14 protein-coding genes are annotated in these 15,654 nt (G+C 37.5%); all 14 read left to right on the top strand.

Annotation, left to right across the window (positions count from 1 at the left end; all coding sequences use genetic code 11):
• Positions 1-121: 121 nt before the first annotated feature.
• The 14 genes from L6W14_RS21780 (at position 122) to L6W14_RS21715 (ending at position 15,632) form a co-directional block, all read left to right on the top strand.
• Entirely contained in the window at positions 122-814 is a 693-nt protein-coding gene (locus tag L6W14_RS21780) for a stalk domain-containing protein (protein WP_237898884.1), read from the top strand.
• Between the two features lie 213 nt (positions 815-1,027).
• Positions 1,028-2,386 (top strand): TraB/GumN family protein, encoded by a 1,359-nt coding sequence (locus tag L6W14_RS21775; protein ID WP_237901021.1) that lies wholly within the window; start codon positions 1,028-1,030, stop codon positions 2,384-2,386.
• Positions 2,387-2,569: 183 nt separating this feature from the next.
• The gene (locus tag L6W14_RS21770) at positions 2,570-3,523 is read left to right on the top strand and encodes a sugar kinase (RefSeq protein WP_237898881.1); all 954 of its coding nucleotides are present in this window, start codon (positions 2,570-2,572) and stop codon (positions 3,521-3,523) included.
• A gap of 12 nt (positions 3,524-3,535) precedes the next feature.
• A complete protein-coding gene (locus tag L6W14_RS21765; protein WP_237898880.1) occupies positions 3,536-4,156 on the top strand; it encodes a bifunctional 2-keto-4-hydroxyglutarate aldolase/2-keto-3-deoxy-6-phosphogluconate aldolase in 621 nt (206 codons plus the stop codon).
• A 13-nt stretch (positions 4,157-4,169) separates the two neighbouring features.
• Complete coding sequence (gene uxuA, locus L6W14_RS21760) at positions 4,170-5,234, top strand: mannonate dehydratase (protein ID WP_131521026.1); 1,065 nt, start codon at positions 4,170-4,172, stop codon at positions 5,232-5,234.
• 9 nt (positions 5,235-5,243) lie between these two features.
• Positions 5,244-6,266 carry a zinc-binding alcohol dehydrogenase family protein gene (locus L6W14_RS21755; RefSeq protein WP_131521025.1) on the top strand — a complete coding sequence of 341 codons (1,023 nt, stop codon included), beginning with the start codon at positions 5,244-5,246 and terminating at the stop codon, positions 6,264-6,266.
• Complete coding sequence (locus L6W14_RS21750) at positions 6,259-7,092, top strand: SDR family oxidoreductase (RefSeq protein ID WP_131521024.1); 834 nt, start codon at positions 6,259-6,261, stop codon at positions 7,090-7,092. The genes L6W14_RS21755 and L6W14_RS21750 overlap by 8 nt, the downstream gene beginning before the upstream one ends.
• A gap of 36 nt (positions 7,093-7,128) precedes the next feature.
• Positions 7,129-8,394 (top strand): MFS transporter, encoded by a 1,266-nt coding sequence (locus tag L6W14_RS21745; protein WP_112116856.1) that lies wholly within the window; start codon positions 7,129-7,131, stop codon positions 8,392-8,394.
• A 21-nt stretch (positions 8,395-8,415) separates the two neighbouring features.
• Positions 8,416-9,915 carry a UxaA family hydrolase gene (locus tag L6W14_RS21740; protein ID WP_131521023.1) on the top strand — a complete coding sequence of 500 codons (1,500 nt, stop codon included), beginning with the start codon at positions 8,416-8,418 and terminating at the stop codon, positions 9,913-9,915.
• 12 nt (positions 9,916-9,927) lie between these two features.
• Positions 9,928-11,193 carry a mannitol dehydrogenase family protein gene (locus L6W14_RS21735; protein ID WP_237898878.1) on the top strand — a complete coding sequence of 422 codons (1,266 nt, stop codon included), beginning with the start codon at positions 9,928-9,930 and terminating at the stop codon, positions 11,191-11,193.
• Complete coding sequence (locus tag L6W14_RS21730; protein ID WP_237898876.1) at positions 11,181-12,188, top strand: zinc-binding alcohol dehydrogenase family protein; 1,008 nt, start codon at positions 11,181-11,183, stop codon at positions 12,186-12,188. Before L6W14_RS21735 ends, L6W14_RS21730 begins: the two co-directional genes overlap by 13 nt.
• A gap of 15 nt (positions 12,189-12,203) precedes the next feature.
• Positions 12,204-13,202, top strand: a complete 999-nt coding sequence (allD, locus tag L6W14_RS21725; protein ID WP_131521020.1) for an ureidoglycolate dehydrogenase — start codon at positions 12,204-12,206, stop codon at positions 13,200-13,202.
• Between the two features lie 74 nt (positions 13,203-13,276).
• Entirely contained in the window at positions 13,277-14,278 is a 1,002-nt protein-coding gene (locus L6W14_RS21720) for a LacI family DNA-binding transcriptional regulator (RefSeq protein WP_131521019.1), read from the top strand.
• Positions 14,279-14,420: 142 nt separating this feature from the next.
• A complete protein-coding gene (locus tag L6W14_RS21715) occupies positions 14,421-15,632 on the top strand; it encodes an MFS transporter (protein ID WP_237898875.1) in 1,212 nt (403 codons plus the stop codon).
• Positions 15,633-15,654: the final 22 nt, after the last annotated feature.

Genomic DNA, 15,654 nt, shown 5'->3' with positions numbered 1-15,654 from the left:
CATTAATGTATAATTGCTCACATATAAATTTAAAAAATATCCTGATATAAAAATCTTTAAAGGCTGTATGAAATTTCTGGTATAATTACATATATCTATGTTTATTTTAAGGAGTGATTTTATGAAAAAGCTATTTATAATAACTAGTTACTTAGGGTTTTTTATAGTAGGAGGTTTGACTTTTACCTACTTTTCAACAACGGAAGCAGCAAGTGACATGAAAAAAATTAGCGTGTTTCAGGATCCAATTAATTACTATGTAGATAAGGTTGAGAAAGTACCGCCAGAAGGTCAATTTGGATTTAATTATCAAGGTACGATATATGTCCCAATGCGATTTATTGCTGAATCTTTAGGTGAAAAAGTAACATGGGATGGGAAAACAAAATCCGTTTATATTGGTGATGTTCCAAAATTCATCGCTTTAAAAGATGTAAAACCTATTGGAAGTGATGAAGACCACTTCTTCCACAATCCAAGCTCTGTCATTATTAGTACAGGTGAAAAATTTGAGCGATCCTATCAGCTTGGTGGTTATCATGGAGGAGGCGCAGTTCAAGACCATACAGTTGAATATTTAGCTAATGGAAATTACAAGGGATTCGAAACCTATTTTGCACCCATTAAAAAATTAGCAGCTAATTCTTTCGGAATAGGTTTCTTGAAAATTTACGCAGATGGGAAATTAGTTTATGATAGTGGAGCAATCAAAGACAAGGTAAAGGTTCATGTTAATTTAGATGGAGTTTCAAAAGTGAAGTTTGAACTTGAAGGCAGTGGTTTAGGTATATTAGATCCTAAATTTATTCAATAAACCTTCTCTACTAATAAACAAAAAAGACGATGACATCATAATTTGTCATCGTCTTATTAAATTTGACCTCTTCATAACTATTTCAAAATAGAGAAATGCCAATACATATTTGTCAATATTTACACTTTTACTTATAAAATAGTTGGATGTTATATGGTATAATTTCATACGATACTGATACATAAAATAGGAAAAGGGAGAGAAAAGAATTTGATGAAAAAGATGATGAAACGAACGAGTGCAGCATTGCTTGGTGCCTCATTAATGCTGACGACAGTTGTTCCTGTGATTCATGCTGAGGAGCAAACAACACCCCTAGTACCGTCGATAAGCGAATGGGCGATAGAAACATTAAATGAGGGCGAAAAATACGGGATTTACTCAACTGAATGGTACTTTGATGGTTTCCTTCAGGAAATTCCAGTGGACAAAGTAAATGAGCTACTAGCTTTAACAGAAAAGAAGGTTGCCTCTCTAGGCTTAGCTGAAAATAAACAATACAAGCCACTAAGTGTGAAAAACGATAATACACGTGGTGATATTGTCAATCGCTTGTATAATATTGTAGCGCGGTATGATTTGCCTGTTGGTACAGATGCAGTGCAATTTATGAAAGAGCAAAATATATTACAAGGCTCTCCAAATGGACTGCAGCTAGAGAAAAAAGCAACCACTCAACAGGCTGTTTTGCTAGCCGTTCGTTTCATTCAGAGTACATATGCACTTGCAGAACAAGGCTCTAAAGGGGTTGCCTGGGTAGTAGAGGACGAGGATACGCTTATCTACTTATTAGGCTCTATTCATTTAGGAACACCAGACTTATATCCATTCGATAAAAAATTAGTAACGGCATTTGATGAATCGGATGCACTGCTGGTAGAGGCGAATATCTTGGATACGGAAGCACTTGAATACTATTCAGAGAAAGCAATGTATACAGATGGCTCAACATTGAAAGATGCTGTTGCACCAGAAACATATGCGAAGCTTGAACAAGTGGCAAAGCTGTATGGTCTACCAATGGACCAACTAACAGTTCAAAAGCCATGGATGCTTTCTAGTGCATTATCGATGCTGGCTATGGATGATTCATTTGGTATGACACCTCAAGAAATGGCTATGCACGGTATCGATATCTACTTTTTATTAAATGCACAGTTGCAGCAAAAGCCAGTGATTGAATTAGAAGGTACAAGAGCACAGGTTGATATGTTTGAAGGATTATCACCAGAGGCGCAGGAAGAGTCATTAGTCGCTGTACTGGATAGTATCATTCATCCATCGGAAGAAAATCAATCTGAAGTACTTCAAGAGTGGTTTACAAGCTGGAAGCAAGGAAATGTTGAAGAGTTTGCAAAAAGCTTCCAAGCAATGGAAGGTACATCGTCTGAATTTAATGAAATGCTATTTGGTCTACGTGATGAACAAATGGCCAAGAAAATCATGAATGTATTGGAAGAAAAAGAAGGTAAGTACTTTGTTGTTGTTGGTTCAGGTCACTTCCTAATCGATAAAAATATTCGCTATCATTTGGAGAAAAACGGCTACAAGGTAAAGCCATTTTATCAATAAAATAGATTCCCCTCGTAAAAGGATAGATTATTATCTGTCTTTTACGAGGTTTTTTTATGCATGTAAGACAAAAATGGTTATTTGATTCTAACTATCTAAATAATCGGATTATTGTTGCAACGTAAAAAAAATCGTGTTAGTATAAGTAAAACGTTTTACTAAAACGTTTTACTTATGAAGGGGATGAACATATTGGCAAATAAACGAATTGCAACGATTGGAGATGCAATGGTCGTTTTTAATCCATCTAAGACAGGTCCTCTACGTTTCGTTCCTTCCTTTGAGCGAGCTGTGGGTGGTGCAGAGTTAAATTTTGCGATAGGTGTTACGCGTTTAGATATGGAAGCAAAATGGATTAGTTGTATTGGAGACGATGAATTTGGCAAATTAATTTATAACTTTGCGCGAGGTGAAGGGATTGATGTATCACATGTCTTACGAACACCACATATTCCAACGTCTATCTACTTTAAGGAGATTCGGGAAGACGGTGCAGGTAAATCGTTTTACTACCGCAACCCATCACCTTTACTTGAGCTGACAGAAGATCGTATCGATGAGTCAGTATTGGATGATGTGGACTTATTACATATTAGCGGCGTGTATTTAGCGGTATGTGAACATAACATTGAAGTTGCATTGAAATTAATTGCTTTAGCACAAGCAAAACATATTCCAATTTCTTTTGATCCAAATTTACGTTTAAAACTATGGACTATAGAAGATGCCCGAGCGGTATACGAAAAAGTGTACCCATCTATCAATCTTCTTTTAACAGGACAGGATGAATTTGAGCTTTTATTTGAAGGGCGTACAGTTAAAGACATTCAAGAGAGTTATAAAATAGATGAAATTATTGTGAAAAAAGGTGAAGAAGGCGCCACGGTTTATACAGCCACTCAACAGTATAATCGAGAAGCATTTTCCATTCGTGCCATTGATACAGTTGGAGCAGGGGATGCATTTGATGCTGCATATGTCTATAGCTATTTAAATGGTGATGATATTGTAGAACGCCTCCGTTTAGCCAATGGTGCAGGTGCATTGGTAGCAACAATTAAAGGAGATAATGAAGGGCTTCCATCCCTACAAGAATTAAGGCAATTTATTGGTGATGAAAAACTAATTGAGCGTTAGGAGTTGTTAGGAATGCAAAAAATCAAAATTTTGAAAGCGTTGTCAGATGCGAAAATTGTAGCTGTTATTCGCGGAAATTCACCTGAAGAAGCGACGGAAATTTCAAAAGGTGCTATCTCAGGTGGCATTCGAGCAATTGAAATAACGTATACAACACCTTTCGTTGAAGAAACTTTTAAAGCCTTACGCAATAGCGATGCAATAATTGGAGCTGGCACAGTATTGGATGTTGAAACTGCACGTCACGCGATTTTAAACGGTGCCAAATTTGTAGTTAGTCCAAGCTACAACGCTGCAATTGCAAAGCTCTGCAATCGCTATAGCATTCCATATTTACCAGGCTGTATGACCATTACAGAAATGGTGACAGCACTTGAAGGGGGAAGTGACATTATTAAACTATTCCCGGGAAATCAATTTGAACCAAACTTTATTAAAACCGTTAAAGGGCCTCTACCACATATCACAATTATGCCTACAGGTGGTGTTGGTTTGGCTAATATGAATGAATGGTTAGAAGCAGGCGCAGTTGCAGTTGGGATTGGAAGTGATTTAAATAAAGCATTTGCAAAAGATGGCTATGAAGGTGTAGTTGAACGTGCCAAAGCATATATCGAAAATCTATCAAACTAGGAGGTAATGACGTATGAATATGACATTTAGATGGTATGGTCGTGGCAATGATACAGTGAAATTAGAAGATGTGAAGCAAATACCAAATGTAAAAGGTATTGTTTGGGCACTCCATCACCTACCAGCAGGAGAGGTATGGACTAAAGAGGCTATTCAAGATGAAGTTGACTATATTCAATCGTTCGGATTCCATACAGATGTCGTGGAAAGTGTCAATGTCCATGAAGATATTAAATTAGGATTGTCCACACGTGATCAATATATCGAAAACTATAAACAATCGATTCGCAACCTTGGTGAAGTGGGTGTCAAAGTTATTTGCTATAACTTCATGCCCGTATTTGATTGGACACGTACAGACTTATTTCATCCACTAGAAGATGGCTCAACGGCTCTCTATTTTGATAAGGAAAAGGTCATGAACTTAGATCCACAAGAACTAGTGAATGAAGTAAGTGCTTCTTCAGATTTAACCCTTCCAGGATGGGAACCAGAACGATTAGCTCGACTCTCAGATTTATTTGAACAGTACAAAGAAGTAGATGAAGCCAAACTTTGGGACAACTTAGCTTACTTTTTACAAGCCATTTTACCAGTTGCGGAAGAGGTAGGTATTCAAATGGCAATTCATCCAGATGATCCACCATATACCATCTTTGGCTTACCTCGCATTATTACAGGAGCAGAAAGCTATGAAAAATTAATTAAAATCTCTGATTCAAATGCAAATGGCTTTACGTTCTGCTCAGGTTCAATGGGAGCAGACCCACAAAATGATATGGTAGCCATCGCTGAAAAATATGCATATCGTGCTCCGTTTGCTCATATCCGCAATGTCAAGATTATGGAAAATGGTAGTTTCTTTGAAACATCACATTTTACATCGGATGGTTCAATCGATATTAAAAATATTGTACGTACATTAAATGACCAAAACTATGAGGGTTATGTACGTCCAGATCATGGTCGTCATATTTGGGGAGAACAATGTCGTCCAGGCTACGGCTTATATGATCGAGCACTTGGCATTATGTATTTAAATGGACTTTGGGATGCTTATGAAAATCTGAAGAAATAGGTGACATGTATGAAAGCACTACAAGTAATCAAACCTTTTGAAATGGCTTTAATTGACGTAGCAGAACCAGTAATAACAAAGTCAACAGATGTCCTTGTTCAAACAGAATATGTTGGTATTTGTGGCTCAGACATGCATATTTATCATGGCTCGAATCCATTAGCGACATTGCCTCGTGTACCTGGGCATGAAGTTGCTGGCCGAGTGTTAGAGGTTGGTCAAGACGTACAAGGTTTAAAAGCTGGTGACAAGGTTGTTGTCGAACCAATTCGTTATTGTGGTGAGTGCTATGCTTGCCGTAAAGGACAACCAAATGTCTGCGAACAACTTTCTGTTTTTGGTGTTCATGAAGATGGAGGCATGCGTGAGCGTTTTGTTGTTGCTGAAAAGCAATTGCATAAAGTAGCAGACAACACCTCTTTAGAAGAGGCAGTCTTAATTGAACCTTATACAATTGGCGCGCAGGCAGTATATCGTGGTGAATTACAGGCTGGTGAGACACTATTGATTCAAGGGGCCGGACCGATTGGCATTTGTATTTTAAAGATGGCTAAATTAATAGATGCACGCGTGATGATTTCTGATCTAGATCCAGCAAAGCTCTCTTTTGCAAAAGAACTTGGTGCAGATGTAGTTGTCAATGTAAATGAGCAAGATTTATTAGAAGCTGTTAATCATTGGACAGATGGAGTAGGTGTCAATGTATCTATTGATGCAGTTTGTATTCCACTAACATTTAAGCAATCTATCGATGCTGTTTCAGTTGCTGGGAGAGTAGTTGTCCTTAGCTTTGGTGAGGAAGCCATTGAGCTTGCCCCACTACCGATTACGAAAAAGGAATTATCGATAAAAGGCTCACGTTTACAAACATTTCAATTTGAAAATGTAGTGAAGCTTGTTGATGCTGGAAAGTTACAGCATCAAGGTTTAATTACACATACTTTCTCACTACATGAAGCAAAAGAAGCATTTGAATATATAGAAAAAAACCAAAATGAAGTACGTAAAGTTATTTTAAAAGTAGGTGAGTAAGGTGCATGAAGCATTGCAAAATAAAGTGGCTGTTGTAACGGGTGGTAGTGGTGTTCTTTGCTCAGAGATGGCAATGGAATTGGCTAGGCAAGGTATGCGAGTTGCTATTTTAAATCGTACGGCGCAAAAAGGAGAAGCAGTCGTCCGATCGATTACAGAAAATGGCGGAGAAGCAATTAATTTTTCTGTGGATGTTTTAAACAAAGAGTCGTTAATAGCAGCGAGACAAGCAATTTTACAGCAATATGGTCAAATTGATGTACTGATTAATGGAGCGGGCGGCAATCATCCAGATGCCATTACGGCTGATGAAGTATATAAAGAACAATCGGCTACACCAAATTTCTTTGAATTAACACCAAACGGTTTTGAAAGCGTCTTCTCGAATAATTTTACAGGAACATTTTTGGCTGCCCAAGTTTTTGGTGAAGCATTACTGAGAACGAAGGGGACAATTATTAATATTTCATCCATGAGCTCCTATGCCCCTATGACAAAAGTGCCTGCATATAGCGCGGCAAAGGCAGCGATTAATAACTTTACGCAATGGATGGCGGTGCATTTTGCAGAAGCAGGTTTACGTGTTAATGCCATTGCACCTGGATTTTTTATTACCGAACAAAACCGTAATTTATTGCTAACAGAGGATGGTTCATTAACTGCACGTTCAGAAAAAATCATTACAGCTACACCACAAAAGCGTTTTGGAAAACCACAAGATTTATTAGGAACTTTATTATTTTTAGCTGATGATACATACTCAGCATTTGTCACTGGCGTAACAATTCCTGTTGATGGTGGATTTATGGCTTATTCAGGCGTTTAACAAAGGGGATTTATTTCAAATTTAGGGGTGAATGATATGAAACAACAAGGTATTTTTGGAGATGGCAAAACGGTTGTTATTGTCATGCTATTTTTAGCAGGTGTCATTAACTATTTAGATCGTTCAGCCTTATCAATTGCAGCACCATTTATTCAAGAAGATATTCATCTAACGTCAACCCAATTAGGGATTATCTTTAGTAGCTTCTCTGTTGGGTATGCCATTTTTAACTTCTTAGGTGGAATGGCTTCCGATAAATTTGGTGCCAAGTTAACGCTATTTGTAGCAATGATTGTATGGTCTTTATTTAGTGGAGCAATGGTTTTAGTCGTTGGGTTCGCATCGTTGATTATTGTTCGTATTGTATTTGGTATGGCGGAAGGGCCATTGTCATCAACCATAAATAAAATGGTGAATAACTGGTTTCCTGCTGATAAACGTGCCTCTGTAGTAGGGCTAGCCAATAGTGGTACGCCACTTGGTGGTGCAATCGCAGGTCCAATCGTTGGTTATATTGCATTAGCATATGGATGGAAATATTCATTTATTGCGATCATGATCCTTGGATTTATTTGGGCAATCGTATGGTTTAAAGTGGTGAAAGAAAAGCCAAACAAAGAAGACAGTGTAGAATCAATGGCAAACTTAGAGATTGCAGCAGAAGATATCAATCATAGTCGTGGTCTATCTTATTATTTAAAACAACCAACAGTATTATTTACTGCTTTTTCGTTCTTTGCCTATAACTATATCCTATTCTTTTTCTTAACTTGGTTCCCAAGCTATCTAGTAGAAGCTCGTGGAATGGCTGTAAAAGATATGAGTATTGTAACGGTTATTCCGTGGATTTTAGGATTCCTAGGTTTAGCATTGAGCGGAATTGTCTCAGATTTCATTTACAAACGCTTTATGCGTAAGGGAGTTTTATTCTCTCGTAAAGTCGTTCTAGTGACATGTTTATTCTTAGCAGCTGTATCGATTGGCTGTGCAGGTATTGTAACAACAACGGTTAGTGCTGTTGCGCTTGTTGCTACCTCTGTTTTCTTCTTATATTTAACAGGGGCTATTTACTGGGCAATCATTAATGATGTGGTGGAATCTAAGTATGTTGGATCTGTTGGCGGCTTTATGCACTTCCTTGCAAACACAGCTGGTATTATTGGGCCAACTTTAACAGGTTTCCTAGTAGACAGAACAGGAACATTCTCCGCAGCTTTCCTACTTGCAGGCGGCTTAGCGGTTATCGCTTCATTAGCAGTTATTAAATTTGTTACACCAATAGTTCATAAAGAAATAGCTTAGAAATAGAAAGGATGGATTCAAATGAACAATCAATCAGTTATTAAAATTCATCCGATGGACAATGTTGCCATAGCCTTGAGTGATCTTCCTCAAGGCTTTTTACTTCCATTGGATGGAAAGGAAATAACGTTACAGCAACAAGTACTACGTGGGCATAAGATTGCCATCAAGACTCTTTCTAAAGATGCACACATCACGAAATATGGTTTTTCAATTGGTCATGCGACAGAAGAAATCCTAGCAGGTGGCTGGGTTCACTCCCATAACATGAAAACCAATTTATCGGGTGAATTAAGCTATGAATTTAATCCAAAAACACATCCCGTAGCCGAGTCTCGTCATGCACAGCGCATGTTCAAAGGGTATCGTAGAAAAGATGGTCAGGTTGGTGTCCGAAATGAAATTTGGATTATTAATACTGTTGGATGTATTAACAAAGTAGCTGAAAACTTGGCGAAGTTAGGCAACCAATTATTGAAGGCTGACAATTTTGATGGTGTACAGCATTTCGCTCATCCATATGGTTGCTCACAACTTGGTGATGATTTAATGTATACACAAAAAATCTTAGCTAATTTAATTCATCACCCTAATGCAGGGGCAGTCATTGTATTAGGGCTAGGATGTGAGAACAATTATATTGAGCTCTTTAAGAAAACAATTGGTCATTATGATGAACAACGCGTTTCCTTTTTAAATGTTCAAGAATCAGCAGATGAAATGGAAGAGGGTCAACAACTGCTTGAAAAAGCCTTTGACTATGTGACGACATTTGACAGACAAACATTACCTATTTCAGAACTGAAAATTGGTTTGAAATGTGGTGGTAGTGATGGTTTCTCTGGCATTACCGCTAATCCGATGATTGGTGTATTTTCTGACCAGTTGATCTCAGCTGGAGGTGCAACGGTGTTAACGGAAGTTCCAGAGATGTTTGGTGCTGAACAGATTTTAATGGAACGTGCAAAAGATGCCTCTGTTTTTGAGGATATTGTGCATTTAGTAAATGACTTTAAACAGTATTTTATGAAATATAATCAACCTGTCTATGAAAATCCCTCTCCAGGAAATAAAGCGGGTGGAATAACAACATTGGAAGAAAAATCACTTGGCTGTATACAAAAAGGGGGCTTTCAAGAGGTAAAAGAAGTGCTTGATTATGGCGAACGTATGACAACAAAGGGGCTACATTTACTAAACGGTCCAGGAAATGATCTTGTTTCAACAACAGCACTGGCCTCAACAGGCTGCCAAATCGTCCTTTTCTCAACTGGTAGGGGAACACCCTTTGGAGGACCTACACCAACAGTCAAAATTTCAACAAACACACCACTTTATGAACGAAAAAAAAATTGGATTGACTTTAACGCAGGGCAGTTAGTGGATGGGAAGCCGATGGATATATTAGTCGATGAATTTATGGATTATATAGTAGCGCTAGCTTCAGGTGAAGTGCAAACGAATAATGAGAAATATGGATTCAAAGAAATCGCCATTTTTAAAGATGGCGTGACGATGTAGGAGAGAAATGACATGAAACATCCTATTAAAATTATGCAAATAGGTGATGGGAATTTTATCAGAGGCTTTTTTGACCTAGCAGTTGAAAAACTACAAGTCCCTTGCAGTATTGTTTCTGTCGCAGCAACAGCAAGAGGAAAAACAGTTAAACTGCTAGAAGAACAACAGCTGCAATTCACTGTGATGGAACGTGGGCTAAAAAACGGTGAGGTCGTAGAAGAAGAAACCACTGTTAAGATTATTCAAGATACTATTCATCCATATGAGAACTGGCCTACATTTTTACAATATGCACAGTCTGAGACATTAGAAATGATTGTGTCTAATACAACAGAGGCAGGGATTTATTATGAAAATATTCCTTATCCAACGGCTTGTCCAACAAGCTATGCAGCAAAGTTAACCGTCTTTCTAGAACAATATTACAAACATTTTCAAGGTGAAAAACAAGTGGCAATTGTGCCTTTGGAATTAATAGAACAGAATGGCTCTACATTAAAAACAATTTGTCTACAGCATGCTAAAGACTGGAAGTTGCCTACAGCATTTAATGATTGGCTTGCGACGTTAACTTTTTGTAATACACTTGTAGACCGTATTGTAACAGGTTATCCACAGGATTATCAGGGGGAGGATGCCCTTTACACAGTTTGTGAACCGTATTTCTTATTTGTAATTGATCAAAAAGAGCCATTTAAACATTGGCCAACAAGTCATGATTTCCCTTTTGTCTTTGATGATTTAGACATGTATCGAAAACGCAAAGTAGCCATTTTAAATGGTAGTCATATTTTGCTTTCAGCATTCGGCAAGATTTTTAACTATAAAACTGTAAGAGAGGCATTTTCTCATGCTGGTGTTCGAGCCTTTATTGAAAAAATAACAAACGATTTTACCCAACGCTTCCAAGTGGATGAGTACTATCAGCAAGATGTCTTTGAACGTTTTTTAAACCCATTTATTGAGCATCAGCTATATGATATTCAATTAAATGAGTTATCCAAGTGGCAAACACGTATTGCCCCTTACGCTGAAACAGAAATATACTATCAAGCTTTAGCAATAGGGATATATGCAATGAATCCAACACGCTTTTCCGTGCGTGAATCTGATCAAATTATTGAAAAACTGACTGAAATCCATAACTATTTTGAACAAGGTCAGTCAGAGCCAATGCAACAATTTATCGAACAATATTTCCAGTGTGATGCAGCAGAGGTTATTCAGCAATTATCTACAATTACTAGTTTATTGGAGGCAATAGCATGCGACAATTAATCATTAATGAACCGTTTCAAATGGTGGAACGTGAAGTAGACAAGCCTAGTATTGAAGGAAGTCATGATGTTTTATTAAAAATCACGCATATTGGTGTATGTGGAACAGACACACATGCTTTTGCAGGTGAACAACCATTCTTTAGTTATCCACGAGTGTTAGGCCACGAACTAGCTGCTATTGTGGAAGAAGTCGGTGAAGCAGTTAAGGACATCCAAGTAGGAGATCGTGCAACAGTTATTCCATACATCCATTGTGGAGAGTGTGCTGCATGTCGTCGAGGTCAAACAAACTGCTGTAAATCTTTGGAAGTATTAGGTGTACATATGGATGGTGGTATGGGCGAATATATCGTAGTTGATGACAGTATTGTAATTACTGATAATGCTGTGTCAGGTGACCAATTAGCTACTGTGGAACCATTAGCTATTGGTGCCCATGCAGTACGTCGTTCGGAACTAACAGAAAATGATACGGTACTTGTTATCGGTGCAGGGCCAATTGGATTAGGAGCAGCACGTTTTGCTAAGTTACGCGGTGCAAAAACAATATTAATGGATTTGAACGAAGAACGTTTAAAAGAAGGACAGGCATGGTCGGAAGCGGATGGTGTGATTGTTGGTAGCCATGACATAATGGCGCAGTTACAAGAAAAATGTAATGGTGAACTTCCTACGGTTGTCTTTGATGCAACAGGCAATCAACAATCAATGGAATCCTCATTTCAATACGTAGAAAATAGTGGGACATTAGTGTTTATTGGTTTAATGAAGAAAACTATTACATTTAATGATCCTGAATTTCATTCAAAGGAATTAACATTGAAAAGCAGCCGTAATGCTACGTTAGAAGATTTTGAGACGGTTATGAACTACATGCAGTCAGGAGCTATAAAGAAAGGCTATGTCACGAAGCATATTGCATTCGATGAAGCGATTTCTTACTTTGAGGCGAAACAATACAACACAAATAAAACACAAATCTATTTTAAATAATGAGGAGGATTTTCAATGAATATTTCTGTACCAGCATTAAAAAAAATAGTAGTTCAAAAATTCACAACTGAAGGTGTTGAAGCTGAAACAGCAGCGCAAGTAGCAGATGTTTTGATTTATGCCGATTTACGAGGTGTCAGTTCTCACGGTGTTATGCGCGTGGAGCATTATATCACACGTTTACAGGCAGGTGGCATAACGAAAAATCCTCATTTTTCAGTAGAAAAAAGAGGCACAAATCACCTTCTTTTTAAAGGAGATAATGGCTTTGGGCATGTTATTTGTAAGGAAGCGATGGATGAAACCATTAAAGTGGCTAAGGAACATGGCTCATGTACAACGATTATTCAAGAGAGTAGCCATTGTGGGGCACTCGGCTATTTTCTTGAACAAGCCACGAGTGAAAATTTAATTGCTATTATGTGCTCTCAAACGGACTCCGCAGTTGTTCCTTTTGGCGGAAAAGAGCCTTACTTTGGTACGAATCCAATTGCTTACGGTTTTCCAACCAACGATAAACCGATTATTTTGGACATGGCAACAAGCAATGTAGCGCTAGGGAAAATTCTATATGCACGTGAAAAAGGGGAGACAATTCCAAATACATGGGGAGTTGATGCACAAGGAGCACCAACTACAGACCCACACCAAGTAAAATCTTTAACACCGTTTGCAGGGCCAAAAGGATATGGTATGGCACTTGTAGTAGATGTTCTTTCTGGAATTTTAGCAAGTGCAGCTTTTGGTCCACACATTTCAAAAATGTATGGTGATTACGAACAGAAACGTAATCTAGGACAATATTTATATGTATTAGATCCAAATATTTTTGGAGATGTAGATCAATTCAAAGCAAATATCTCACAAATGATGAACGAATTACATGATGCGCCAACCGCACCAAATTTTGATCAGGTACTAGTGCCTGGTGAAATTGAACAGAAACGTAGTGTGGAAACAATGGATAAGGGAATTGACTTACCTGAACAAGTCTATAACTATTTGACTAGTTAATTTAACCAGTAAAGTATGCTATGCTACATAATACCAAGGAGAGTTTTCATATTATAGGTAGGAGATTGATTTTAGTGAAAAAAACAACAATTGCCGATGTTGCACAATATGCAAATGTTTCGAATAGTACAGTATCGCAATATTTGAATAAGCGATATGAATATATGAGTGCAGAGACTCGTAAGAAAATTGAAGAAGCTATTGAAGCATTGCAATATCGTCCGAATTTAATGGCTCGTAGCTTAAAACAGAAATCTACCTTTACAATTGGTATTATTGTGGCAAATATTATCCATGACTTTTCAACAAAAATAATAAATGCATTGGAAGCAGAGTTCGATAAAGAAGGCTTTCATATGATTGTGTGTAACTCAGCGGATAACCCTAAAAAAGAGAAAAAGCATATCGAAACTTTACTAGAAAAACAGGTGGATGGCTTAATCGTTTTTCCAACAGGAGAAAACAAAAATCTCTACATAAGACTTCATCAACAAGCAATGCCAATCGTTTTTATTGACCGTTTTATTGAGGGAGTAGATATTCCTGCAGTGTTGCTTGACAATTTTTCTGCCATGGATACGGCAGTAGGGACATTTCGAAAACAACCAATAGCCTTTATCACTACTTCTTTAGCCTTACCGATTACTCCTCGTGTCGAACGTTTAGAAGGATTTCGTCAAGCGCTCAGAAATAGGGATCTGTTGATTGATGAGCGCTATATAAAAAATGGTGAGCCAGCTGAGATGACAGAGATTTTTAATCAATTATTTACATTGGAGCAACCACCCAGGGGAATCATTGCGGCAAATGATCGTATTTTTCAAGAATTAATGCTTTATATTAAAAAAAGAAACATACATGTGCCTAATGATGTACAAGTAATCGCTGTGGATGATGTACCATATGCCAACTTTTTAACACCTTCCATTACAACATTGCAACAACCCATTTTACCAATGGCACAGAAAGCGGCATCATTGCTCTTAGCAAAAATAAAAAAAGAACATCTAGCTGATGATGACCAAAGACTATATCGCTTCAAACCGATATTAATCGATCGAGATTCAACTAACTAAAAAGGCAACCCAAAGCTATGAACTTAGCTAAGGGTTGCTATTTTTAGTTGCACCGATATTCTTCAATAGATATGATTATCTAAAGGAATACTTTTATGTCAAAAAAGACCAATCATTCATTTAGGTGATAGAAAGGGGACTTATGAGCATTGCTAAGAAGTATTGGCTCATTCTATTTGGCTTTGGTTTCTCGTATTTAGGAAATTGGGTGAATCTAGTCGCCCTCAATTTATTAGTTTGGCATTTAACAGAATCGCCTACTGCTATGGCGAGTATATTTATTGTAGGACCGATTGCTCGAATTTTAACAAGCTTTTTTGCAGGCTCCATCATTGATCGATCGAATAAACAAAAATTAATGATTTATAGTGATATTATTCGTGGCATATTGATTTTATTGTTACCTTTTACGTCCTCTCTTTGGCTCATCTATTGCGTTTTATTTTTATCTAATATAGCAAGTAGCTTTTTTGGGCCAAGTAGTACCTATTATATTTCGAAATATATACCAGATGAAGATAAACAATCCTTTAATGCCATATTAGGAATGTTTAGCTCAGGCTCATTTTTAATTGGGCCCGCATTGGCTGGGTTTATCATTGCCATTTCCGATGTATCTGTAGCGTTTTGGTTTAATGCATTGACGTTCTTTATCTGCGCGCTCTCCATTTTTAAGCTTCCCACAGTAGAAGATCATCAGAATATGCACCGAAAACCCATTACTTGGAGGATGCTAAAAGAGGATTATGGTATTGTCTACGCTTATATTAAAAAAGAGTATGTCTTTGCCAAAGTATTTCTTTATTTTCAAGTTGCCTTGATGATTGCATTTGCATTAGACTCACAGGAAGCTACATTTATTAAACAAAACCTTCAAGCTTCGGATAGTCTATATGGTGTCATCGTTAGTATCGCTGGAATTGGAGCTATTATTGGTGGAGTAATGGCTGCTCGCTATGCTAAAAGATTTTCAACAAGACAATATATTGTCTATGGTCTGCTTTTGACCACACTTTGCTATACATTGTTTTACTCTTCACCGAATGTGACAATGGCGATTATTAGCTTTATAGCATTAGGAGTATGTATGTCATTTTGTAATGCGGGCTACAGCACCTTTTATCAAATAAGTGTACCGACATCAATTATGGGCCGTTTTGGTAGTGTTTCAACGATGGTCATTAATGTGCTACAGATTGTCTTTACGTTAGCCTTAGGGTTGCTAGCGGAATGGCTCTCCCTACAAATGGTCTGCATTGTCTTTGGAATTGTAGCTATTTTCCTCTCCATAGTTTTATATGTATTGATGCATTCAAAATCTGCCTATGAAGGTTTGAAGGAAGAGATTGTTTAAAAATCCTGTCAGGTGGAAACTT

It is taken from the genome of Lysinibacillus sp. ACHW1.5 (assembly GCF_022014815.1).
GTDB lineage: Bacteria > Bacillota > Bacilli > Bacillales_A > Planococcaceae > Lysinibacillus > Lysinibacillus capsici.
Note: the sequence above shows the minus strand (reverse complement) of the source record. Positions and strands in the feature narration are given on the sequence as shown.

What these genes read in the sequence shown, in the direction of transcription:
- L6W14_RS21780 (WP_237898884.1), top strand. Translation starts at nt 122, where the DNA reads ATGAAAAAGCTATTTATAATAACTAGTTACTTAGGGTTTTTTATAGTA.
- L6W14_RS21775 (WP_237901021.1), top strand. Translation starts at nt 1,028, where the DNA reads ATGAAAAAGATGATGAAACGAACGAGTGCAGCATTGCTTGGTGCCTCA.
- L6W14_RS21770 (WP_237898881.1), top strand. Translation starts at nt 2,570, where the DNA reads ATGAACATATTGGCAAATAAACGAATTGCAACGATTGGAGATGCAATG.
- L6W14_RS21765 (WP_237898880.1), top strand. Translation starts at nt 3,536, where the DNA reads ATGCAAAAAATCAAAATTTTGAAAGCGTTGTCAGATGCGAAAATTGTA.
- uxuA (WP_131521026.1), top strand. Translation starts at nt 4,170, where the DNA reads ATGAATATGACATTTAGATGGTATGGTCGTGGCAATGATACAGTGAAA.
- L6W14_RS21755 (WP_131521025.1), top strand. Translation starts at nt 5,244, where the DNA reads ATGAAAGCACTACAAGTAATCAAACCTTTTGAAATGGCTTTAATTGAC.
- L6W14_RS21745 (WP_112116856.1), top strand. Translation starts at nt 7,129, where the DNA reads ATGAAACAACAAGGTATTTTTGGAGATGGCAAAACGGTTGTTATTGTC.
- L6W14_RS21740 (WP_131521023.1), top strand. Translation starts at nt 8,416, where the DNA reads ATGAACAATCAATCAGTTATTAAAATTCATCCGATGGACAATGTTGCC.
- L6W14_RS21735 (WP_237898878.1), top strand. Translation starts at nt 9,928, where the DNA reads ATGAAACATCCTATTAAAATTATGCAAATAGGTGATGGGAATTTTATC.
- L6W14_RS21730 (WP_237898876.1), top strand. Translation starts at nt 11,181, where the DNA reads ATGCGACAATTAATCATTAATGAACCGTTTCAAATGGTGGAACGTGAA.
- allD (WP_131521020.1), top strand. Translation starts at nt 12,204, where the DNA reads ATGAATATTTCTGTACCAGCATTAAAAAAAATAGTAGTTCAAAAATTC.
- L6W14_RS21715 (WP_237898875.1), top strand. Translation starts at nt 14,421, where the DNA reads ATGAGCATTGCTAAGAAGTATTGGCTCATTCTATTTGGCTTTGGTTTC.